At 62.7% G+C, this 22600-nt stretch carries 19 protein-coding genes; 12 read left to right on the top strand and 7 right to left on the bottom strand.

Features of this window, described 5'->3' with window-relative positions; all coding sequences use genetic code 11:
* Positions 1 to 8 precede the first annotated feature (8 nt).
* Genes cyoD through cyoA form a run of 4 tightly spaced genes read right to left on the bottom strand, consistent with a single transcriptional unit; the run spans position 9 to position 4228 of the window.
* Positions 9 to 410 (bottom strand): cytochrome o ubiquinol oxidase subunit IV, encoded by a 402-nt coding sequence (gene cyoD, locus ACPWR9_RS22935; RefSeq protein WP_150681785.1) that lies wholly within the window; start codon positions 408 to 410, stop codon positions 9 to 11.
* Entirely contained in the window at positions 407 to 1075 is a 669-nt protein-coding gene (gene cyoC / locus ACPWR9_RS22930) for a cytochrome o ubiquinol oxidase subunit III (protein WP_058375639.1), read from the bottom strand. The genes cyoD and cyoC overlap by 4 nt, the downstream gene beginning before the upstream one ends.
* Positions 1068 to 3071, bottom strand: a complete 2004-nt coding sequence (gene cyoB, locus ACPWR9_RS22925; RefSeq protein ID WP_426301022.1) for a cytochrome o ubiquinol oxidase subunit I — start codon at positions 3069 to 3071, stop codon at positions 1068 to 1070. The genes cyoC and cyoB overlap by 8 nt, the downstream gene beginning before the upstream one ends.
* Before the next feature lie 53 nt (positions 3072 to 3124).
* A complete protein-coding gene (cyoA, locus tag ACPWR9_RS22920) occupies positions 3125 to 4228 on the bottom strand; it encodes a ubiquinol oxidase subunit II (protein WP_426301020.1) in 1104 nt (367 codons plus the stop codon).
* Between the two features lie 159 nt (positions 4229 to 4387).
* Here cyoA and ACPWR9_RS22915 point away from each other — a divergent pair, with 159 nt between their 5' ends.
* Positions 4388 to 5722, top strand: coding sequence for an MFS transporter (locus ACPWR9_RS22915; protein WP_426301018.1), 1335 nt, complete (start codon positions 4388 to 4390; stop codon positions 5720 to 5722).
* Between the two features lie 58 nt (positions 5723 to 5780).
* Here ACPWR9_RS22915 and ACPWR9_RS22910 read toward each other — a convergent pair whose 3' ends face one another.
* On the bottom strand, positions 5781 to 6662 hold the full coding sequence (locus tag ACPWR9_RS22910; RefSeq protein WP_426301016.1) for a LysR substrate-binding domain-containing protein: 882 nt from the start codon (positions 6660 to 6662) through the stop codon (positions 5781 to 5783).
* 157 nt (positions 6663 to 6819) lie between these two features.
* Between ACPWR9_RS22910 and ACPWR9_RS22905 the strand changes: the two genes are divergently transcribed.
* From ACPWR9_RS22905 to ACPWR9_RS22880, 6 genes are all read left to right on the top strand, one after another.
* Positions 6820 to 7851, top strand: a complete 1032-nt coding sequence (locus tag ACPWR9_RS22905) for an ABC transporter ATP-binding protein (protein ID WP_426301014.1) — start codon at positions 6820 to 6822, stop codon at positions 7849 to 7851.
* Positions 7848 to 8927: an ABC transporter ATP-binding protein gene (locus ACPWR9_RS22900; RefSeq protein WP_426301012.1), complete on the top strand. Its 1080-nt coding sequence runs from the start codon at positions 7848 to 7850 to the stop codon at positions 8925 to 8927. Before ACPWR9_RS22905 ends, ACPWR9_RS22900 begins: the two co-directional genes overlap by 4 nt.
* Before the next feature lie 41 nt (positions 8928 to 8968).
* The gene (locus ACPWR9_RS22895) at positions 8969 to 10471 is read left to right on the top strand and encodes an ABC transporter substrate-binding protein (protein ID WP_426301010.1); all 1503 of its coding nucleotides are present in this window, start codon (positions 8969 to 8971) and stop codon (positions 10469 to 10471) included.
* A gap of 16 nt (positions 10472 to 10487) precedes the next feature.
* On the top strand, positions 10488 to 11432 hold the full coding sequence (locus ACPWR9_RS22890) for an ABC transporter permease (protein ID WP_150681793.1): 945 nt from the start codon (positions 10488 to 10490) through the stop codon (positions 11430 to 11432).
* A gap of 15 nt (positions 11433 to 11447) precedes the next feature.
* A complete protein-coding gene (locus ACPWR9_RS22885; protein ID WP_426301008.1) occupies positions 11448 to 12368 on the top strand; it encodes an ABC transporter permease in 921 nt (306 codons plus the stop codon).
* A gap of 100 nt (positions 12369 to 12468) precedes the next feature.
* Positions 12469 to 14106, top strand: a complete 1638-nt coding sequence (locus tag ACPWR9_RS22880; protein ID WP_426301006.1) for a gamma-glutamyltransferase family protein — start codon at positions 12469 to 12471, stop codon at positions 14104 to 14106.
* Here the strand turns inward: ACPWR9_RS22880 and ACPWR9_RS22875 are convergent, their stop codons facing one another.
* A complete protein-coding gene (locus ACPWR9_RS22875; protein ID WP_426301004.1) occupies positions 14107 to 15471 on the bottom strand; it encodes an MFS transporter in 1365 nt (454 codons plus the stop codon). It lies immediately after the preceding gene.
* A 25-nt stretch (positions 15472 to 15496) separates the two neighbouring features.
* Positions 15497 to 16753 carry a flavin-dependent oxidoreductase gene (locus ACPWR9_RS22870; RefSeq protein WP_426301002.1) on the bottom strand — a complete coding sequence of 419 codons (1257 nt, stop codon included), beginning with the start codon at positions 16751 to 16753 and terminating at the stop codon, positions 15497 to 15499.
* 123 nt (positions 16754 to 16876) lie between these two features.
* Between ACPWR9_RS22870 and ACPWR9_RS22865 the strand changes: the two genes are divergently transcribed.
* The 5 genes from ACPWR9_RS22865 (at position 16877) to ACPWR9_RS22845 (ending at position 22569) form a co-directional block, all read left to right on the top strand.
* Positions 16877 to 17806, top strand: a complete 930-nt coding sequence (locus ACPWR9_RS22865) for a LysR family transcriptional regulator (protein ID WP_426301000.1) — start codon at positions 16877 to 16879, stop codon at positions 17804 to 17806.
* A 274-nt stretch (positions 17807 to 18080) separates the two neighbouring features.
* Positions 18081 to 20510 (top strand): HAMP domain-containing protein, encoded by a 2430-nt coding sequence (locus ACPWR9_RS22860; protein WP_426300998.1) that lies wholly within the window; start codon positions 18081 to 18083, stop codon positions 20508 to 20510.
* 75 nt (positions 20511 to 20585) lie between these two features.
* Positions 20586 to 21314 carry a methyl-accepting chemotaxis protein gene (locus ACPWR9_RS22855; RefSeq protein ID WP_426300996.1) on the top strand — a complete coding sequence of 243 codons (729 nt, stop codon included), beginning with the start codon at positions 20586 to 20588 and terminating at the stop codon, positions 21312 to 21314.
* 12 nt (positions 21315 to 21326) lie between these two features.
* Positions 21327 to 21893, top strand: a complete 567-nt coding sequence (locus ACPWR9_RS22850) for a hypothetical protein (protein WP_426300994.1) — start codon at positions 21327 to 21329, stop codon at positions 21891 to 21893.
* A gap of 34 nt (positions 21894 to 21927) precedes the next feature.
* Positions 21928 to 22569 carry a chemotaxis protein CheX gene (locus ACPWR9_RS22845; RefSeq protein WP_426300992.1) on the top strand — a complete coding sequence of 214 codons (642 nt, stop codon included), beginning with the start codon at positions 21928 to 21930 and terminating at the stop codon, positions 22567 to 22569.
* Positions 22570 to 22600 lie beyond the last annotated feature (31 nt).

Genomic DNA, 22600 nt, shown 5'->3' with positions numbered 1-22600 from the left:
AATGCCGTTCAAGGGAGGTTTTTCGTATCCTGCATCATACCCGGCATCATGTTTTGGTTCAGGTGATACATCACCCAGAGCGAACCCGAGAGCGCGATCACGACCAGCACGATCGTGAAGATCAGCGAGAGCAGGTTCCAGCCGCCTTCCGACTTCCCGTTCATATGCAGGAAGTAGATCATGTGCACCACGATCTGAATGGCGCCTAGAAACAGAATCATGATCGCCGTCGTGCTCGACTTCTCGAACACCCCGCCCATCACGAACCAGAACGGAATCGCGGTCAGCACCACCGACAGGATGAAGCCAGTCGCATAGCCCCGGAAGGTGCTGTGCGGGCCTTCGTCCTCGTGACCGTGATCGTCATCGTGCCCTTCGGCACCGTGCAGCGTCGAATCGTGCGAACTCACGGCAGCACTCCCATGAGATAGACAAACGTGAAGACGCCGATCCACACGACGTCCAGAAAGTGCCAGAACATCGACAGGCACATCAGACGGCGGCGATTCGGCGCGGTAAGGCCGTGCTTACCGACCTGCACCATCAGCGTGATCAGCCAGATAATGCCGAACGTGACGTGCAGCCCGTGCGTGCTCACCAGCGTAAAGAACGACGACAGGAACGCGCTGCGCCACGGCCCGGCACCCTCATGGATGAGGTTGGCGAATTCATAGAGTTCGAGCGAGAGGAACGCCGCGCCGAGCACGCCCGTGACCGCCAGCCAGCCAAGCACCGCGCTTTGGCGGCGCTTCTGCATCTCCAGCATCGCAAAGCCGTACGTAATCGACGAGAGCAGCAGGAACGTGGTGTTCACTGCGACCAGCGGCAGTTCGAACAACTCGGCACCGGTGGGCCCGCCCGCGTAATTGCGCCCCAGCACGCCGTACGCCGCGAACAAGCAGGCGAAGACGAGACAGTCGCTCATCAGGTAGAGCCAGAAGCCGAGCAGCGTGCCGTTAGGCGGGTGGTAGTCGCTCGACATCATGAAGCGCAGTTCGCCCTCGCGCGGTGGCGCGGGCGTGTGCGCTGCGGCCGGTGCGCCGCCGACGGGGAAGGGTGCGGTCGTATCAGACATGCTGGGCGAGCAGCCGCGTGCGCGCTGCCTCCGTGTGTTCGACCTGATCGGCCGGGACGTAATACTCGCGGTGATAGTTGAACGTGTGTCCGATCGCCGTGGCAATGAGCGCGATGAACGACACGATCACAATCAGCCACATGTGCCAGATGAGCCCGAAGCCGCACACCGTCGCAAGCCCTGCGAGGATGATGCCCGCGCCGGTGTTCTTCGGCATGTGAATCGGAATGAAGCCGGACTCGGGCCGCTTGAAGCCGTGTTGCTTCATCTGCCACCAGGCGTCGTTGTCGTGAATGATCGGCGTGAACGCGAAGTTGTAGACCGGCGGCGGCGAGGACGTCGACCATTCCAGCGTGCGGCCGTTCCACGGGTCACCGGTGTCGTCGCGCAGTTGATCGCGGCGGATGTAGCTCACCACCAATTGGATGATGAAGCAGCCGATGCCCAGCGCGATGAGCAGCGCGCCGACGGCAGCCACCTGGAACCAGATCTGCAACGACATATCGTCGAAGTGGCTCATCCGGCGCGTCACGCCCATGAGGCCGAGCAGGTACAGCGGCATGAACGCGACGTAGAAGCCGATGAACCAGAACCAGAACGAGCACTTGCCCCAGAACGGATCGAGCTTGTAGCCGAACGCTTTCGGGAACCAGTAGGTGATGGCGGCCATGATGCCGAAGATCACCCCGCCGATGATCACGTTATGGAAGTGGGCGATCAGGAACAGGCCGTTGTGCAGCGAGAAGTCGGCGGGCGGCACCGCGAGCAGCACGCCGGTCATGCCGCCGATCACGAACGTCACCATGAAGCCGATGGTCCAGAGCATCGGCACTTCAAAGCGAATGCGCCCGCGATACATCGTGAATAGCCAGTTGAACATCTTCGCGCCGGTCGGTATCGAGATAATCATCGTCGTGATACCGAAGAACGAATTCACACTCGCGCCCGAGCCCATCGTGAAGAAGTGGTGCAGCCACACGAGGTAGGACAGCACCGTAATCACGACCGTGGCGTACACCATCGACGCATAACCGAACAAGCGCTTGCCCGAGTAGGTGGACACCACTTCAGAGAACACGCCGAACACTGGCAGCACCAGAATGTAGACCTCGGGGTGGCCCCAGATCCAGATCAGGTTCACGTACATCATGGCGTTGCCGCCGAGATCGTTCGTGAAGAAGTTGGTGCCGGCGTAGCGGTCGAGGGCGAGCAGGGCGAGCACGGCGGTCAGCACCGGGAAGGCGGCCACGATCAGCACGTTGGTGCACAGCGACGTCCACGTGAACACCGGCATGCGCATCATCGACATGCCGGGCGCGCGCATCTTCACGATGGTGACCAGCAAGTTGATCCCCGAGAGCAGCGTGCCGACCCCCGCGATCTGTAGCGCCCATATGTAGTAATCGACGCCCACGTCGGGACTTTGCAGAATGCCCGACAGTGGCGGATACGCGAGCCAGCCCGTGCGGGCGAATTCACCGACGAAGAGCGACATCATCACGAGCACGGCGCCGCTCGTGGTCATCCAGAAGCTGAAGTTATTGAGGAACGGAAACGCCACGTCGCGCGCACCGATTTGCAGCGGCACGACGAAGTTCATGAGGCCCGTGACGAGCGGCATCGCCACGAAGAAGATCATGATCACGCCGTGGGCAGTGAAGATCTGATCGTAGTGATGCGGCGGCAGATACCCCATGTTGTCGCCGAACGACACCGACTGCTGCAAGCGCATCATCGCCGCGTCGGCGAAGCCGCGTAGCAGCATGATGATGCCGAGAATCACGTACATGATGCCGATCTTCTTGTGATCGATGCTCGTGAACCACTCGCGCCAGAGATAGCCCCAGAGTTTGAAGTACGTGATCGCCCCCAGCACCACGATGCCGCCGAAGGCCACCCCCGCAAACGTCGCGAGGAGAATCGGCTCGTGGTAGGGGATGGCCTCCAGCGTAAGGCGGCCGAAGATCAGCTTGACGATGTCCAGGTGCTCGAGCATAGGATCATTCGCGCGCGGGGCGCGTCATTGTCGAGGGTTGGGCGCGCGGCGCCTCACTGTGTGAGCCCTTCGCCGGGCGCACGCCGCAGCGTGGCGTCGGCGAGCGGACCGCCGCTCAGACGAGTTGCAAACTGTGAAGTGTTGTCGGCGGTACACAACGCGTCGGCCAGCAGCGCATCGGTTTTCCGGGCACGCATTGCCCACGACTTCGAGACGGTTTTCCCGTCGCTCGTTTCGCTGGCTGCATGCTTGTGATTGGGCTGATCCATCATGTCCTTCAGGCAGGGCTGCCCGGGCTGGACGCAACGGTTCAGAATCGCTTGATAGAGATCGGGAGCCACATCGCCGTAATACTGCACGGGCACCCATTCGCTCGGCTGCGTGAGGGCTTCGTACTTATCGCGCGACAGATTTTGGCCCTTCGCCTTGACCTGCTGCACCCAGGCGTCGAATTCCTCGGGGCTCATGCCGTGGAACTTGAAGCGCATGCCCGAGAAGCCCGCACCGCTGTAATTGGCCGAGAACCCGTCGTAGACGCCGGGCTTGTTGATCACGGCGTGCAGCTTCGTTTCCATGCCCGGCATGGCGTAGACCTGACCGGCCAGGGCGGGCACGAAGAACGAATTCATCATCGTGGTCGACGTGATTTCGAACCGGATCGGCCGATCGACCGGCGCAGCCAGTTCATTGACCGTGGCAATGCCCTGATCGGGATAGAAGAAGAGCCACTTCCAGTCCATTGCCACCACTTGCACCGTTAATGGGCGCGTGTCGGGTGGGATGTCGCGTTTGGCATCGATCCGCTCCAGTGGTCGGTACGGATCGAGCTTGTGCGTACTTACCCACGTGAGGGCACCCAGCGCAATGATGATGAGCAGAGGCGCAGCCCAGATGAGCAGTTCGAGCAGCGTGGAGTGATCCCATTCGGGCGTGTAGACGGCGTCTTTGTTCGACGCGCGGTACCGCCAGGCGAAGATCAGTGTGAGCGCTATCACCGGAACGATGATCAGCAGCATCAGAATGGTGGAAACGATAATGATGTCCCGCTGCCGCACCGCGAGATCGCCCGCAGGCGACATCAAAACGGTATTGCAGCCGGACAGCAAAGCGGCGGCGGGGAGCAAAAGTACCCCGCGGAGGAACTTGGGGGAAGTCATGCTGCGATCGATGAACCGTAGCCGTGGACCGGACCCATCATGGACTTCACACCCCGATGCAAGATACTAGGGTAAACCCGATAGCGTCGAACCAAGTAACCTGCGATGCTTTTCGGGCACGAGTGTCATCGTCATCCCGATCCGCAAGGGGGTCCGATAATGTCAAGCAGTGCTCATCAATCGCCGACCCCACCCGGTTCGCCGAGTGCATCGACTGCGCACGATCACGGCAGTAAGTCGCGCATTGCGCCGGAGGAAATCGCGGTCGGCGTGGTGGTCGGGCGCGCCTCCGAGTACTTCGACTTCTTCGTGTTCGGCATCTCTGCCGTCCTCGTCTTTCCGCACGTTTTCTTCCCGTTTGCCGACGGCCTGCACGGCCTGCTGTACTCGTTCACGATCTTCTCCTTCGCATTTATTTCGCGTCCGTTCGGCACTGCGCTCTTCATGACCGTGCAGCGCCGCTGGGGGCGCAGCGTCAAGCTCACTGCGGCGCTCTTCGTGCTGGGCACGGCGACGGCGGGGATGGCGTTCCTGCCGGGTTATGCGGTGCTGGGCGACCGCGCGATTTGGCTGCTGGCGTTCTTCCGGCTGGTGCAGGGCATTGGCTTCGGCGGCTCATGGGATGGTCTGCCGTCGCTGCTCGCGATGAACGCGCCGCCGCACCGTCGTGGCTGGTATTCGATGATGGGGCAGTTGGGCGCGCCAATCGGTTTCCTCATCGCAGGGGGCTTGTTCCTGTTCCTGCACTGGAGTCTCGAGAGCGACGACTTCCTCACGTGGGGCTGGCGGTATCCGTTCTACGTGGCCTTCGCCGTGAACGTGGTGGCGCTGTTTGCACGCTTGCGCTTGGTGGTGACGAACGAATACACCGAGATGCTCGAAGAAGGGCAACTGGAGCCGATCAGCACGCGTGAGATGGTGCGCTCGCAGGGCTACAACATCTTCCTCGGCGCGTTCGCCGCACTCGCAAGCTATGCGCTGTTCCACTTGGTGACCGTGTTTCCGCTGTCGTGGATTTCTCTGCAAAACACGCAAGATCTCGACAGTGTGTTGATCGTGCAACTGTGCGGCGCCGTGATTGCCATTATTTGCACGGTGATTTCGGGGCGCATTGCCGACCGTCTTGGGCGGCGTACAACGCTCGGCCTCTTCGCGATTTTCATCGGTATCTTCGCGCTCTTCGCACCGTTCCTGATGGGCGGCGGCTCGACCCGGCAGGACATCTTCATTCTGGTGGGCTTCGGGTTGCTCGGCCTGTCGTACGGGCAGGCGGCAGGGACGGTGACGTCGAACTTCGAACAGCGCTTCCGCTACACGGGGGCGGCGCTCACCACCGACTTCGCATGGCTGTTCGGCGCGGCATTCGCCCCGCTCGTGGCGCTGGGGTTGTCGGCGGAATTCGGTCTCGTTGCCGTGAGTATCTATCTGCTCTCCGGCACGGTATGCACGTTGCTGGCGCTGCGCATTAACAAAGCGTTGGAAACACGCGACTGATAGTTTCTGTGTCGCTCACCACGGCGCGGCTTTGACCGCGCCGTTTCATTTCTAGACATCAAACGTCATGCAGCATGCCGACAATCGCCGCCGTGATATCGCGAGTGCGCGAGTCGTGTTCGCGGTGAATCATGCCGACCGTGCGCAGCAACGGCGGCGCGGCAATGGACACGATGCTCAGCAGCGGGTCGGCCTGCCAGTCGCCGCGATGGAGCAACGGCAAGACCGATACGCCGACGTTCTTGCGCACGAGCGCGACGATCGTCTCGATGGAGTTCAGCTCCAGATATTCGGTGACGGACAGTTTCGCTGCGCGCAACGCCTGCTCCACCACCATGCCCGTGCGCACACGCCGGTCGAAGCGCAGAAACGCGTGTTCATCGAGGACGCTTTGCGGATCGGCCTGCGGCGTCGTATCCCAGACCTCGCGATTGACGACCATCACCATTGGCTCGGTGTAGAGCGGCGTCCACACCAGACCGTCTGCTCGGGCATCGTCCGCACGGGCGACGACCGCCGCAATATCGACTTCGCCCTGTTCGACGAGATCGGTCAACTCGTCCGAGCGTGCCGACGTGAGCCGCACGTCGAGCCCGGGATGCGCCGTCTTCAACTCGGCCACGACGAGCGAGAGCGCGCCGATCACCGACACCACGGCGCCGATGGTCACCGGCCCTTGCATGGCATCGATGGGCGAGGCGGTCAGGTCGGCGGTGAGCGCCAGAATTTGCTCGACGCGGGGAAACAGTTCGCGTCCCTGCCGGGTGAGGGTGATCTGCCGTCCGCGCCGGTCGAACAGGCGCTGACCCACGGCATCTTCGAGCCCGCGCATTTGCAGACTCACGGCCGCCTGCGTGAGGGCGGCGCGTTCGGCAGCGGCGGCAAACGAGCCGGTTTGTGCCACCAGCCGGAACGTTTTCATCATGCGCAGTGTGAGCATTTGGGATGTAAAAATAATTTACGTATCGAAAAGAAATATTAATATTTTCTGTTGATCCGTGGGGGACATAATCGTGTCATGCAAACCGCTCATGACCGGCCCGGCAGGAAGGCCGAGCATGGCGGCCATAGACTGACCTCGCCCCTGAAACGCGCCCATGACCCTGCCCGCAGACCCCGCGCCGGTGCTCGACGTGACCGGCTTGTCGCTGAAGTTCTCCCGCGCGCCCGACGCGCCGAATCTGATCGACGGCGTGTCGTTCGCGGTCCATTCCGGCAAGACGCTGTGCATCGTTGGCGAATCGGGCTGCGGCAAGAGCGTGACCTCGCTCGCGCTCATGGGGCTGTTGCCGAGTCCTCCGGCCAATATCGTTGCCGGACAGGCGAAGTTCGAGGGGCGCGACCTGCTCGCGTTGGAAGAGCGTGAATTCGCCGACATGCGTGGCAATCGGCTGGCGATGATCTTCCAAGAGCCGATGACGTCGCTCAATCCGGCGTTCACCGTCGGCCATCAAATTGAAGAGGGCATTCGCCGCCATCGGGGTCTTGACCGTAAGGCGGCCCGCGCAGAAGCCCTAGCCATGCTGAAATTGGTGCGCATTCCCGCACCGGAGACTCGCCTCGACAACTATCCGCACGAACTCTCCGGCGGCATGCGCCAGCGCGTGATGATCGCGATGGCGCTCGCCAACCGCCCCGCGCTGCTCATCGCCGACGAGCCGACCACGGCGCTCGACGTCACGATTCAGGCGCAGGTGCTCACGCTGATTCAGACGCTGCAACGCGAGACCGGCACCGCCGTCGTGTTGATTACGCACGACCTCGGCGTTGTCGCCGAAGTGGCCGATCACGTCGCCGTCATGTACGCGGGACGCATCGTGGAATACGGCAGCGTTGACGAGATTTTCGACGATCCGCAGCATCCCTACACGATTGGCCTGATGGGCGCGATCCCGTCCATCGGCAAACGCGAAGGTACGCTCGCGACCATTCGCGGGTCGGTGCCGTCGCCCGAGCGTATGCCCGCAGGGTGTCGTTTCGCGCCGCGCTGCCCGTTCGCTGAGGCGCGTTGTACACAACAGGCGCCCGTCGAGCGCACGCTGTACGGCACGCATCGCGTGGCGTGCTGGCTGGCACCGGTCGATGCGCTGACGCCCCCGGCGACTCCCATGGAAGAGGTGGCCGCATGACGGCGTTGCTCGAAGCTCGCGATCTGACCAAACACTTCGGCGGACACCGCGTCGGGTTCTCACGCGCGCCCACGGTGTACGCGGTGAATGGCGTCTCGTTCTCGGTGCAAGCCGGTGAGACGTTCGCCATCGTTGGGGAATCCGGCTGCGGAAAATCCACACTTGGCCGTCTGCTGCTGCGCTTGCTCGACGCCACGCGCGGGGAAGTGCGCTATCAGGGCGAAGACATCATGAAGCTCGGTGCAGGCGCAATGCGACGCCTGCGACGTGAATTGCAAATCATCTTTCAAGATCCGTTCGCCTCGCTCAACCCGAGCATGACGGTGGGCAGCCTGATTGCGGAGCCGATTGCCTTGCACGGTCTCGCGCATGGCCGGGCCCGCGACGAGCGCGTCGCTGATCTGTTGCGTACCGTCGGTTTGCAGCCGGACTACGCGCAGCGTTTCCCGCATGAATTCTCCGGCGGCCAACGCCAGCGCATCGGCATTGCACGGGCGCTGGCGGGTGAGCCGCGCGTCATCATCGGCGACGAACCGGTCTCTGCGCTCGACGTCTCGGTGCAGGCGCAGGTCATCAATTTGCTCGAACGGCTGAAGCACGATCTGGGGCTCACGCTCATCATGGTGGCGCACGACTTGGCGGTGATTCGCCACATGAGCGACCGCGTCGCGGTGATGTATCTGGGAGAGATCGTGGAACTTGCCAGCGCCGACGCGCTGTTCGACAACCCGCTGCACCCTTACACGCAGGCGCTGCTGCAAGCGATCCCGGCAAGCAGCCCACACGTGCGCCGCAGCCGCGCGCCGTTGGGTGGCGAGTTGCCCAGCCCGACCGCACCGCCGCCCGGCTGCCGTTTTCACCCGCGCTGCCCGCATGCCCGCGAGGTGTGCCGCGAGCAACGCCCGATCGACGAAGTGCTGCCCGATGGGCGGCAAGTCGCATGCCATTTCTGGCGGGAAATCCAGAATGCGGGCGCCAGCCCAGCGCAGGTCACACCGCCGAGCGATAAGCTCACCGCGCGTTTGGCGCTGTACCGTGCACGGCAGGCGCAAGCCGATGCCGCCGTTGTCCGCTAACGCCATCACCATCTAATAAACACACACGAGGGACCTCACGCATGCGCAACGTTCTGCTCGATCTCGCTCTGGCTGCGGCACTGGCCGCCGGCACTGCGTCGGCGATGGCCCAGTCGGCCATTCGCATCGGTTTGCAAGAAGACATCGGCTCGCTCGATCCGGCACGCAGCTCGCAGGTTGTCGACCGCATGGTGTTGCGCTCGCTGTGCAGCTCGCTGGTCGATATCTCGCCGGATCTGAAGTTCGTGCCGATGCTCGCGACCTCGTGGAGCGTGAGTGCCGACGGCAAGACGTGGACGTTCAAGCTGCGTCAGGGTGCCAAGTTCCACGACGACGAGCCGTTCAATGCGAAGGCCGTGAAGGCGAACCTCGACCGTGCGCGCAGCATGCCCGCGAGCAATCGCAAGAGCGAGTTGTCGTCCATCGATCACGTCGATGCCGTGGACGATTCGACCGTGAACATCGTGCTCAAGGCCCCGGACTCGGCGCTGCTTGCGACGTTGTCGGATCGCGCAGGCATGATGCTCGCGCCGAAGACACTGGCAGATGACGCTGCCGTGCAAGCGCGTCCGGTGTGCTCGGGCCCGTACAAGTTTGTGCAGCGCGTGCAGAACGATCGTGTCGTGCTCGAGAAATTTGCGGGCTTCTGGGACGCGGACAAGTACCCGATCCAGAAGGTCACGTTCCTGCCGATTCCCGACACCACGGTGCGGCTCGCCAATGTGCGCTCCGGCTCGCTCGATATGCTTGAGCGGCTGTCGCCGTCCGACGTGAAGTCGGTCAAGCGCGATGCGAATCTGAACTTCATCACCATCGACGGTTTGGGCTACTACGGCCTGACGTTCAACGTGGCTGCCAATGCACCGAAGGCCCTGCGCGACAAACGCGTGCGTGAGGCATTCGATCTGGCGATCGACCGCGATGCGATCAATCAGGTGATCGGTGGCGGCATTTTTACCCCGGCGAATCAGGCACTGCCCAAGAGCGGCCAGTACTACGACACGGCGATCAAATCGACCAAGCGCGACGTGGCCAAAGCGAAGGCTCTGCTTAAATCGGCAGGTTTCGAGAAGGTCGACGTGACGCTGAGCTTCGGCAACAACACCGTCTCGAACCAGATGGCGCAGATGTTGCAGGCGATGCTCGCCGAAGCCGGTATTACGCTCAAGCTGCGTCCGATGGACTACGCCGCAGCGTTGGATGCCGCACACCGTGGCGACTTCGATGTGCTCTACAACGGCTGGTCGGGTCGCGTAGACCCGGACGGCAATCTGCATCAGTTCGTGACCTGCAAGGGGAATCTGAACTACGGCCAGTATTGCAATGCCGACGTCGACAAGCTCCTCAACGACGCCCGAGTGAAATCGAGCGTTGCCGAGCGTAAGCCGCTATACGACGCCGCGAACAAGATCCTCGCCGACGACAACCCGATTCTGTATCTGTACGTGCAGCCGTGGCCGTATGTGCTGACGAAGAAGGTGCAAGGCTTCGTTGCCTACCCGGACGGTCTCATCCGCTTGCGCGGCGTGAGCGTGAAGGGCTGAGGAAGCGAGGGAGTCCATGCTGCGTCTCGTCCTCCATCGCGCGCTCGTCGCCATACCGACACTGTTCATCGTGTCGATACTGATCTTCGGGTTGCAAAAGATGCTGCCCGGCGATCCCGTGCTCGCGATGGCTGGCGAGGACCAGAACCCGCAGGTCATCGCCGCGCTGCGCGAGAAGTATCACCTCGACAAGCCGCTGCCGACGCAATACGCCTTGTGGATGGGCGACGTGCTGCATGGCAACCTCGGCAACTCGCTGCGCACTGGTGAGCCGGTGACGACGCTCATTGCGCAAAAGCTGCCGGTCACGCTGCAACTCGCGTCGCTCGGTCTCATCATCGCGATCGGTATCGGCATTCCGCTCGGCATCTTGTCGGCGGCCAATCGCGGCAAAGCGGTGGATTACGGTGCGAACGTGCTGGCGCTATCGGGGATGTCGATCCCCAACTTCTGGCTCGGCATTCTGCTGATCTTTCTCGTGTCTGTGCGCTGGCAGTTGTTGCCGTCGTCGGGCTATGTGCCGCCGGGCGAAGACTTGTGGATGAGCTTCAAGACGATGATCATGCCCGCCTTCGTGCTGGGGGCGGCGCTGGGCGCGCAACTGATGCGCCATACGCGCAGCGCCATGTTGAGCGTGCTGCGCACCGACTATATCCGTACCGCCCGCGCTAAAGGGTTGTTGCGTGGCACCGTGGTGCTCAAGCATGCGTTTCGCAATGCGTTGATCCCGATTGTGACGGTGCTTGCGTTGCTCTTTGGCGAGTTGCTCGCGGGCGCAGTGCTGACCGAACAAGTCTTCACGATTCCGGGCTTCGGCAAGCTGGTGGTCGACGCCGTGTTCAATCGTGACTACGCGGTGGTGCAGGGCGTTGTGCTGGTGACGGCTGTGAGTTTCATTGCACTGAATTTGCTGGCCGATGTGCTGTATGTGTTGCTCAACCCGCGCTTGCGCCGGGCTTAATCCCCCTGACTGAACATGGCCGCCTTGCCCACGACTCCTACCAACGCGTCCCCCGCCGCTGCCAGCACAACGCCGGTCGCGGCCAGTGCCGAGCGTCCGCCGCGCCGCCGCTATCGCGGGCTGCGCAAGTTCGCGCGCAACCGTGCAGCCGTTGCCGGTGCGATCATCGTCGCTTTCGCCGTACTCGTTGCGTTGCTGGCACCGTTGATTTCGCCGTACGACCCTATCGCGACCAGCTTCATGACCGTGCGTCAGGCACCGAGCGCGCTGCACTGGTTCGGTACCGACGAACTTGGCCGCGACATTCTCGCGCGCATGATCTACGGCGCACGGGCGTCGCTTGCCGCAGGCGTCGTGTCGGTGGGCATTGCGGTCATCATCGGTGTGCCGCTGGGCTTGCTGGCAGGCTATTTCGGCCGCTGGGTCGACGCCATCGTGTCGCGTCTGGCCGATGCGTTGCTCTCCATCCCGTTCCTGATTCTCGCCATCGCCATGGCCGCGTTTCTCGGCGCCAGCCTGACCAACGCGATGATCGCTATCGGCGTGTCGGCCATGCCCCGTTTCGTGCGACTCGCACGCGGGCAAGCGCTGACGGTGAAGGCGGAAGAATATGTCGAAGGTGCGCGCGCCATTGGCTTATCGGATACGCGCATCATCGTGCGCTACATCCTGCCCAACGTGCTGCCGCCGATCATCGTGCAGGCGAGCCTGACGGTGGCGACCGCCATCATCGCCGAAGCGAGTCTGTCGTTTCTGGGGCTTGGCCAATTGCCGCCGCTGCCGTCGTGGGGCTCGATGCTCAATACGGCCAAGGACTTCGTCGAACAAGCCCCTTGGATGTCGATTTTCCCCGGTATCGCCATTTTCCTGACGGTACTCGGTTTTAACCTGCTGGGAGACGGTTTGCGCGATGCGCTGGATCCGCGCGAACAGTAACGAGGGTGTCCCCTGCGCATAACGCGTTGTCGCGCGTAGTGTGCAGGCCTCACTCGGCAGCCAACTCCACCCATTCGAGACAAAGGTAAGTGAAAGCGTCATGACGCAATTCAACTGGCAGAACCCTTATCCGACACCGCGCCTGCCGGTGTTCGCCCGCAACATCGTGTCGACGTCGCATCCGCTCGCGGCACAAGCCGGCCTGCGCATCCTGTGGCAGGGCGGCAATGCCGTCGACGCTGCGATTGCCGCTGCCGCCTGCATGACCATCGTCGAGCCGGTCTCGAACGGATTGGGCGGCGACTGCTTCGCGCTCATCTGGGACGGCAAGGAACTGCATGGTCTGAACGCCTCGGGCGTGTCGCCGCAGTCGTGGAACGTCGATTACTTCCGCAAGAAATACGGTGAAGAGCACGGCATCGCGAAGCAACCGACGCGCGGCCCGGACACCGTGACCGTGCCCGGCGTAATCGCCGGCTGGGAAGCGCTGCACGCAAAGTTCGGCAAGCTGCCGTTCGGCGACTTGATGGCCCCGGCCATCGAAATTGCCGAGCGTGGCCACGCTGTCGCAAACATCGTCTCGCGCAAGTGGGCCGCTGCGGTGCCCGAACTGAAGAATCAGCCGGGCTATGCACAGGCGTTCATGCCGAACGGCCGCGCACCGACCACGAGCGAAATGATGCGCATGCCGGGCCACGCGCGCACGTTGCGCATGCTGGCCGAGCAAGGCCCGCGTGCTTACTACGAAGGCGAGATCGCCGAGCGCATCGTGGCGTGGTCGAGCGAGCACGGCGGCGCGATGACGACCGACGATCTGCGCAACTACCGCGCCGACTGGGTCAAACCCATCGAGAAGGATTATCGCGGCTACACCGTGCACGAGATTCCGCCGAACGGGCAGGGCATTGCCGCGCTCATGGCGCTGGGCATTCTCGAGAAGTTCGACGTGTCGGGGCTGGCCGTCGACCGCGTGCATTCGCAGCATTTGCAAATCGAAGCGATGAAGCTCGCGTTTGCCGATCTGTACAAATACGTGGCCGACCCGCGTTCGATGGAAGTGACACCGGAACAGATGCTCGACGACGCCTATCTCACGTCGCGTGCGAAGCTCATCGATCCAGACCGCGCCACGCAGTTCGACTTCGGCATGCCCAAGGCGGGCGGCACGATCTACATGTCGACCGCAGACGAGAGCGGCATGATGGTCAGCTTCATCCAGTCGAACTACATGGGCTTCGGTTCCGGCGTGGTGGTGCCCGATTGGGGCATCGCGCTGCAAAACCGTGGCTGCGGTTTCTCGATGGACCCGAAGTCGGCCAACGTGGTCGAGGGCGGCAAGCGTCCGTTCCACACGATCATTCCAGCGTTCCTCACGCAAAAGGTCGACGGCAAGCACGAGGCGGTGATGAGCTTCGGCGTGATGGGCGGCGACATGCAGCCGCAAGGCCACTTGCAGTCGATCGTGCGCATGCTCGACTACGGTCAGCAGCCGCAAGCCGCTTGCGACGCCCCGCGCTGGAAGGTGAACCGCGATTTCACGATCGACGTGGAATCCACGCTCGACCGTGAAACGGTGGCTGGCCTGTTGGCACTGGGCCACAAACTGAAGTCCATCGACGATCCCTATATGGACTTCGGTTCGGGTCAGTACATCTGGCGTCTGGATCGCAACGATCCGGATCGTGGTTATGTGGCCGCGAGCGACAGCCGTCGCGACGGCCTGGCCGCTGGCTTCTGATTAGGTTGTCTGTGTAAGGCTTTCGGGTTGGCGAGTTGCCTCGCCGCCCGAGCGCCGCAGTCCCATGCTGATGGCCAGTGCGGCAAGACTGGCAATCAGCGCGGGCAATGCCGCCATCATGAACAGATGCTGCGGGTTCCACTGCATCGCCAGCAGGACACCACCGACCATCGGCCCAACGATGGAACCGATGCGCCCAACCCCCAACGCCCAGCCCACACCAGTGCCGCGCACCGTCGTCGGATAAGTGCGAGCGGCCAGTGCATTCGCGCCGATTTGTCCGCCAACCACGCAGAACCCCGCCCCGAAGATCGTCGCAGCGAGTATCGCCACCGACGTGCCTGCCAGCCCCACCAACACGATGCACACCGCCGCACATAGATACACCGCGCTAAGCGCCTTGAACGGCGGCACGCGGTCAAAGACACGCCCCAGCGTGAGCGTGCCCAGCGTTCCGCCAATTTGCAGCATCGACGTGATGAGCGCGGCGGTGTCGAGCGGAATACCTGCATCGTGAATCACCGTGGGCAACCAACTCGACAGGAAATACAAATCCATCAGGCTCATGAAGAAGATCACCCAGAGCAGCAGGGTGATACGAAGCCGCTTGTCGGCGAAAAGTGCGCGTACGCCCACTTGTGACGAGGCGTGAACGTCGGCACCGCTGTCGATCTGCGCGTCGGCGGAAATATCGGGCGCGAGCTTGCGCAGCACGGCCCGTAATCGGGCGGGGTCTTTCGCGCGAGCGATGAGAAAGCGCGGCGATTCGGGCAGACAGCGCCACGCGAGCAGCGCGGCGGCGAGTGGCAACAGACCGCCGACGACAAACACCGATTGCCAGCCGAAATCACGAATCAAACCTGCGGCGGCCAGTCCGCCGAGTGCTGCGCCCAACGAGAAGCCGCAGAACATCACCATGATGGCCGTCGAGCGCACGCGCTCCGGTGCGAATTCGCCCGTTAGCGCAATCGCGTTTGGCATCACGCAACCGAGGCCGATACCCGTCACGAGTCGCAGCAGAAGCAACCCCGTGACCGATGAGGCGAACGCCGTGGCAAGCGACATGACGCCGAAGATCAGCATGCCTGCGATCAGCACGGGCCGTCGTCCCAGCCGGTCCGACAACGGGCCGCCGACCAAGGCGCCGAGCGTCAAGCCGACGAGACTGGCCGAGAACACTGGGCTTAATGCGGCGCGCTCGATACCCAGTGCATGCACGATGGCGGGTGCCACGTAGCCGATGGCCTGCGTGTCGAAGCCATCGAGAAAGACAATCAACGCACAAAGCGCCGTGACGAAGATTTGGTAACGGCCAAACGGGCGCTCGTCGATGAGCGCTCGCAGGTCGATGCGAGGTGCAGGCATGTGTCTCTCTCCACGAACGGTCCCGTTAGCGGGACTCTGTCGAATTCAGCGTTTCGCGGTTCAGGCCCGCGACATTCTTGTAGCGATTCGAAATCGCCGCGAGATCCGCGGTGCTGATGATGTCGTCGATCTTGGTGAACGGCTTGTCGCCGCTCAGATCGTGCACCGTTTGCAGAATCGCATCCGGCGGGGCGATGCGGTTCATCAGCACGACGTCGGCGGTGGCTTTGCCGCGAATGCGCTCGTAGGCATCGAGGGCAGCCGTTGTCAGGCCGTGTTCGTGAATCTGCGCGGCGAGGCACGGTGCATCGAGAATCGCCTGTCCTGCGCCGTTAGAGCCACGCGGCACCATCGGGTGCGCGGCGTCGCCCAGGAGCGTGACGCGCCCAAAGGTCCAGCGCGGCAGCGGGTCTTGATCGACCATCGGGTATTCGAGAATCGTGTCGGTCGCTTCGATCATCCCGGCCACGTCCAGCCAGTCGAAATGCCAGTCGGCGAACGCGGGGAAGAAATCCTCCAGCCGCCCCACGCCGTTCCAGTCACGGCGCGCAGGCTGCGGCGATTCAATTTCAGCCACCCAGTTCACCAGTTGATTCCCCTGACCGTCGACGTTATTGCGAATCGGGTAGATCACCATCTTGCCGACCGACAGCCAACCTGCGCGCACCATCGTCGCCCCCGACAGGAACGGCGGCAGCACGACGCTACCGCGCCACATGTTCACACCGGAGTAGCGGGGCGCCCCTTCGGTCGGATAGAACTGCTTGCGCACGACAGAATGAATACCGTCGGCAGCCACGAGCAGACGCGCGTTGACCGGCGCCAGTGCCTCACCTTCGGGCGACTCGAACCGAACCGTCACGCTCTCGTCGGTTTGTTCGAAACCGGTGCAGCGATGCCCCTCGACGACGGCGTCGGCACCCAGGCGTTCGCGCACGGCGGCGAGCAAGATGCCTTGCAGGTCACCCCGGTGGATCGAGAACTGCGGCCACGCGTAACCGGCGTATTCGCCCGCCGGTTCGCTATAGACGAACTGGCCGAAGCGATTGAAGAACGCCGATTCGCGTGTGGTGACCGCGACTTCACGCAGGGCGCTGGTCAGCCCCAACCCGTCGAGCACGCGTGCGGCGTGCGGCAGGATGTTCACGCCGACGCCCAGCGGGCGAATTTGCGGGACGGCTTCATAGACGCGGCAGGCGATGCCCGCTTCGTGAAGGGTGAGGGCAAGCGTGAGGCCGCCGATACCGGCGCCGACGATGGCCACATCGACAGATGAGGACATGGGGTGTGTCTCCTGAGCGGCAAAGCGCAGTGATATGGGAATGGACACCATTAAAGCGCGCCGCCAGTCATTAGGGAATTTTGACTATCATATGAATTCATATTCACTGGTTATGAATCACGGATGAACATCTCGCTGCGTCAACTGAAGGCTTTCGTGCTGGTCGCCACGCTGGGCAACTTCACGCGCGCCGCCGAGCGGCTGCACATCACGCAGGCCGGACTGTCGGTGATGATGCGCGAGATCGAAGCGCAACTCGGCAGCCGGTTGTTCGATCGCACCACACGCAGCGTTACGCTCACGCAAGCCGGTCATGCGTTGTTGCCCGTGGCGAGCGCAGCGGTCGGTCAGTTGGACGAGGTGGCCGGGCAAATCGCCGCATTCGGTCAGGCCGCGCGCAAGACGCTGCGCATCGCGGCCACGCCACTCGTGTCGGCACACCTGATGCCGGAATGGTTTGGCACCTTCGCCCGTGAGCATCCCGACGTGGACCTGCGATTGGTGGAGGCCGAACTCGAACAAGTGCATGCGTTAGTCGAGCAAGGCGATGCCGATCTGGGGTTTGGTTTTTTCACGAAGGCATCGCATGGCATCGAGCGCACGCTGCTGCAATCGTTTCGTTTGATGCGGGTGACGGCTGGCGGCAAGCGCATGTCGCGCAAGCCCACGCAAGGCGGCATTACCTGGGACGCGTTGCGCGACGAGAAGCTCATCAGCCTGCCCCCGGAGAATCCGATTCAACAACTCGTCGAGACCCATCTCGCGCGCATCGGTCGTGCCGACGAGCCGCGTGTGGTGTTTCGCCGCTTCGAGACGCTGATCGGGATGGCGGAAGCAGGGTTAGGTTCGGCGATCGTGCCGACCTTCGCCTTACCGGCTTGCCGCGCGCGTGCGGTGCGTTGGGATGTGCTCACTCACCCGGAGGTCACGCTCGGCTTTCATCGCATCGTCAAGCGCGGCCGAGCTAAGCCGGAACTGTGGCGTCAATTCACCGAGTTGGCGGCATCGTCGATGCGGCGCATCGATGCGATGGCCGACGAAGGCGCACGTTGAGCGATGTCGGTGCCTGAAAGGGGGACGCCGTGAGGACGATGCGGCTCACTAGCAAGCGCTCACCCACTGAAAAGTTAGTGCTCACCCATCTCGGATTCCTACATACCGTTGCCGGTCAAGAGAAACGTGAAGCTTCCGTTGATTCATCGAATCGTCACACTTCCCCCGCAATAATCACGGCGCACGAGGAATTTACAAACTAATTCGGCGGCCGATCTACTGCGTCAACCTACGCGTGGCTCCGGGCGCCGGTGCGACCCGGGGAAATGACGCAATGACCATCCGTCATCGAATAACGCTATTGGTGATCCTGACGTTTGTCGCGCTCTCGATCATTGGTGGCTACGCCGTCTACCAGACGCGCGCCAGCGCTCAAAAAGTGCGGCAGGTAACCGAAGGCGTAGTACCTAGCGCACTCGCCTCAGCCGACCTAGTCTCGCAAGTCAAGGCGGTGCAGATCGCCACGATGACGCTGGTCTATGCGCCCGAAGAGACCGTTGTCGAACAGTCGCTCGAAACGCTCAAGAAGCTGCGCGCCGATCTCGATCAATCGCTCGCCCGTCAAGCCGACGGTGCCGCCAGCGACGCCCAGAAGGGGCTGGTGACGCAGGCCCGCGAAAGCGTCGACAACTACTTCAACGCGATCAGCGACACCGCCAAGCTCAAGCAGGCCGGTAAAGCCGAGATGGCGCAGGCGTTCCTGTTCGCGAACGTGGCGCAATATCGCGACGAACTCGAAGGCGTGGTCAACACGTTGCGTGTCGAGAAGAACCGCGAGAAAGATTCGGCGATCGCCACCCTGAACAACACGCTCTCGACCACGACGACGGCCATCGCCATCGTGACCGGGCTCGCGATCCTGCTGCTCACCGCCATCGGCGCGCTGCTCTATCGTCAGATCACGCGTCCGCTCTCGCGCATGCAGGGCATGATGAGCGAGATCGCCAGCAGCCAGGACTTCACGCGTCGTGTGCCGGTAGGCCGGATGGACGAAATCGGTCAGGCGACCGTGGCGTTCAACGGCATGATCGAGAAGATTCAGGAACGCTCGGCGCAACTCAAGCAGAAGACGGCCGATATTCAGGCGATGTTGCAGAACATGCAGCAGGGCATTCTGACAGTCGTCGACGGCTCGAAGGTGCACGGCGAATACTCGGCCTATCTCGAAGCGATCTTCGAGACACAGGACATCGCAGGCCGTGGCGTGATGGATCTGGTGTTCGGCGACAGCGATCTCGGCTCGGACGCGCTCTCGCAAGTCGAAGCCGCCGTCGACGCCTGTATCGGTCAGGACGCGATCAACTTCGCTTTCAACGAACACTTGCTCGTGGGCGAGATCGGCAAGCGCATGCCGGACGGTCGTGTGAAGCAACTCGACCTCACGTGGTCGGCCATTACCGACGAGAGCGACACTATCCTGCGCCTGATGCTGTGCGTGCGAGACGTGACGGAGCTGCGCGAACTGGCCGCCGAAGCCACCGAACAGAAGCAGCGCCTCGAGATGATCGGCGAGATTCTGGCGGTGAGTCAGGAGAAGTTCCACCACTTTATCGAGAGCTCGACCGGCTTCATTCGCGAGAACGAACGCATCATTCGCAAGCACTCGCAGGCCGACAGCGCAGCCATTGCGGAACTGTTCCGCAACATGCACACGATCAAGGGCAATGCGCGCACGTACAACTTGCAATACCTGACCAACGTGGTGCACGAGACCGAGCAGCAGTACCACGAGCTGCGTCAGCCGGAAGCGGGCCTGCCGTGGAATCAGGACCACCTGATGCGCGAACTCGAGCGTGTGCGCAATGCAGTCGATACCTACGCGCATATCAACGAGATGAGCTTGGGGCGCAAGGGCCCGGGCCGCAGCGCCGACGAGCAATCGATGGTCGTCGATCGCGGTCACATCCGTGCCAGCCTGCGCATGCTCGAAGCGGCCGATCCGAACGATCTGCATCAACTGGTCGCCATGCGCGACGCCGTGCACCAGACGCTGCGTCTGCTGGGCACCGAAGGCGTGGGCGAGGCGTTGGGCGGTGTGCTCGACTCGCTGCCGTCGCTCGCGGGCGAACTCGGCAAGCCGGCGCCGGCGGTGCGTATCGACGACAACGGCTATCGCCTGCGCTCGCCGGCCGTGCGAATTCTGCGCGACGTGTTCATGCACTTGCTGCGCAACTCGATGGACCACGGGCTGGAGAGCGCGGACGAGCGTCGCGCCAAGGGCAAGCCGGCGGCGGGCACCATCGACATCGAGGTCGGCCTCGATCACAACATGCTGCAAGTGACGCTGACGGACGACGGTCGCGGTCTGGCCCTGCATCGCATTCGCGGCATTGCGGTGCAACGCGGCTGGATCACGTCCGAGACCTACGTGACGGATGAGCAGATCGCGCAGTTCATCTTCCGCCCGGGCTTCTCGACCGCATCGCAAGTCACCGAGGTGTCGGGCCGTGGTGTGGGCATGGACGCGGTGCAGGACTTCGTGCGCCGCGAACACGGCCGCATCGAACTGCGCTTCACCGACGAGCGTAAGGGTGCGGAATTCCGCCAGTTCCAGACGGTGGTGTGCCTGCCCGACAACCTGGTGGTCGACGGTTTCGATATGAACAGCGTGGCGGCCGACGCGGTGGATCTGCCGAGTGCAGCGGTCGAGTCGATGCCGTCGATGGACGGCTTGTCGCATCAGTCGACGACCGACAAGGTCTGACCCAAGTACGAATGCACGGCGGCGCAGACCTGACCGGTCTGCGGCCGCCGCGCCGCTTTCGGAGGCATCAAGAGCATGACAGCAGTGCAAGGGTTCATGGCGGGGGCATTCGCTAGCGTCCTCATCGTTGGCGTGATTGCGTTCATCGCGCATCGCTGGCGCATGGCGCAGGCCGTCGCGCACTGGCGCGCGCTGGAAAAGACGCACGAGGAAGCGCTGGAACAGGCGCTGGAGCGCGAGCGCGTTTCGCAAACCGACAACGAGGCGCATGCCGTGGCCCACGACGAAGTCGTGGCGGCGCTACAGGCGCAGTTGGTGCAGGCAGAGATCGACCTGCAAGCGGCGCGAAAGTCTGAAGCCGAAGTGCTCGAAGCGAAAACGCAATGGCAGACGGAAGCGCAGCGCATTGCGGGCGAAGCCGCGCGCCTGCGTGGCTTGGCTGCGACCTTCGAGCGCTGGCACGAACAGATGATTTCGCTCATGACCCAGAACCAGGACATGCACGCGAAGAACCACGAACTGGCGTCGATCGTGCGGCACGTGCTGATCGTCTCGCTCAATGCGTCGATCGAAGCGGCACGCGCAGGTACCGCCGGGCGTGGCTTCGGCATCGTCGCGAGCGAAGTGCGCGCGCTGGCGACGCGCTCGGAAGAACTGTCGAAGAGCTACCGCGACAGCCTGCATCGCAACGACGTGACGACGACGGCGACGTTTCAAGACATTCAGGCGGGCGGCAAGATGATTGCGGCGTCGCTCTCGAGCGTCGAGTCGCTGGCGCATCAGTTGCATTCCCGTCTTCACTAAGCAGGTGGCGTTGTGATCAGCAATCACGCACGCGAGAGTTTCGAGCGCATTCTCCACAAGGCAGCCCGCACGCGGCTGGCCCGTTCGGTGGATGCGCCTTGCGAGATCGTGCCGTTGGGTACCCGCCAGACGGAACCGGCGAACGATGCCAGCATCGATCTCGCCAAGCGTCATGCGAACGTGGTGGTGCTCACGATTTCGTCGATCGGCTTTCGCATGCTGCTGATTCTTCATTTCGACGAAGACGATGCGACGGCGGCGTACTTCGTGGGGGACGCGCAGGACAAATCGTTTCGGGAAGCGTTTCTCGAGATCAGCAATCTGTGCTGCGGTGCGATCAATCAGGAACTGCTGAACTACTTTCCCGACCTGGGCATGTCCACGCCTTATGTGCTCAGTGCGCGCTGCGTGCCGCATCTCATGCAACTCAAGCCGAATCACCTCGCGTCGTGGGAAATCACACTCGACGGTTCGGTGCGCCTGGCCGCCACGCTGTGCGTTTGCGCACATGCGCCGCTCGACTTCGTGGCCGAAGTGAGCGAGACGCAAGACAGCGGCGGCGAGCTGGAACTGTTTTGAATTCGCCCTACGTCTTGGCAAGGAACCCAATACGATGAACCGAAGCACCCCCCGCGAGTCGGTGAGCCATTTCCTGATCCTCGACGACAACGTCGAACACGAATATCCCGAAGCGCTTGTGCGCGGGATGATCGACATCACCGATGGCGCTATTCGTGGCCTGTTCGGCGACGTGTCCGTGACGTGCGAGTCGCCCAGCGTCGTGCGCGATCGCATCATCTTCGGCGAAGTCTTCAGCCTGATTCCGCTGGAGAGCGCGTGGTGCCGCGGCTACATGATGATGCAGGCCGAGCAGGTGCCGTTCATGCAACTGCTCGAACACACGGGCCGTTGCGAAGGGCAGGCCGGATTTCGAGAACTTAACGGCATGCTCGGCGAGATGACCAATCTCATCTGGGGCGCGTTCAAGAGTCGCTTCATGGGCGCCCCGGCTGCTGTTGACCACACGCAGGTGCAGGTGCCGCTGCTCATCAATCACAAGCAGAAGTACATCTCGTTCGGCACCGATAACCCGCAGCTGTGCTTTGTCTATCAACTGACCGATCCGGTGAGCGGGCAGATCGTCACGCTGCATCAGCACTTCGTCTTCAGCCTGAACTGGTCGCCCGAAGCGTTCCGCGAAGCGGCGCAAACGGTGGCAGAGCCGGTCGAGACCGGCGCGCTGGAAATGTTCTGAGCCACGGGCTCGCTATCTATCCAACATTCAC

The organism is Pandoraea pneumonica (genome assembly GCF_049918595.1).
Taxonomy (GTDB): domain Bacteria; phylum Pseudomonadota; class Gammaproteobacteria; order Burkholderiales; family Burkholderiaceae; genus Pandoraea; species Pandoraea pneumonica_A.
The sequence above is the reverse complement of the archived record's forward strand: the minus strand, read 5'-3'. Positions and strand labels throughout refer to the sequence as shown.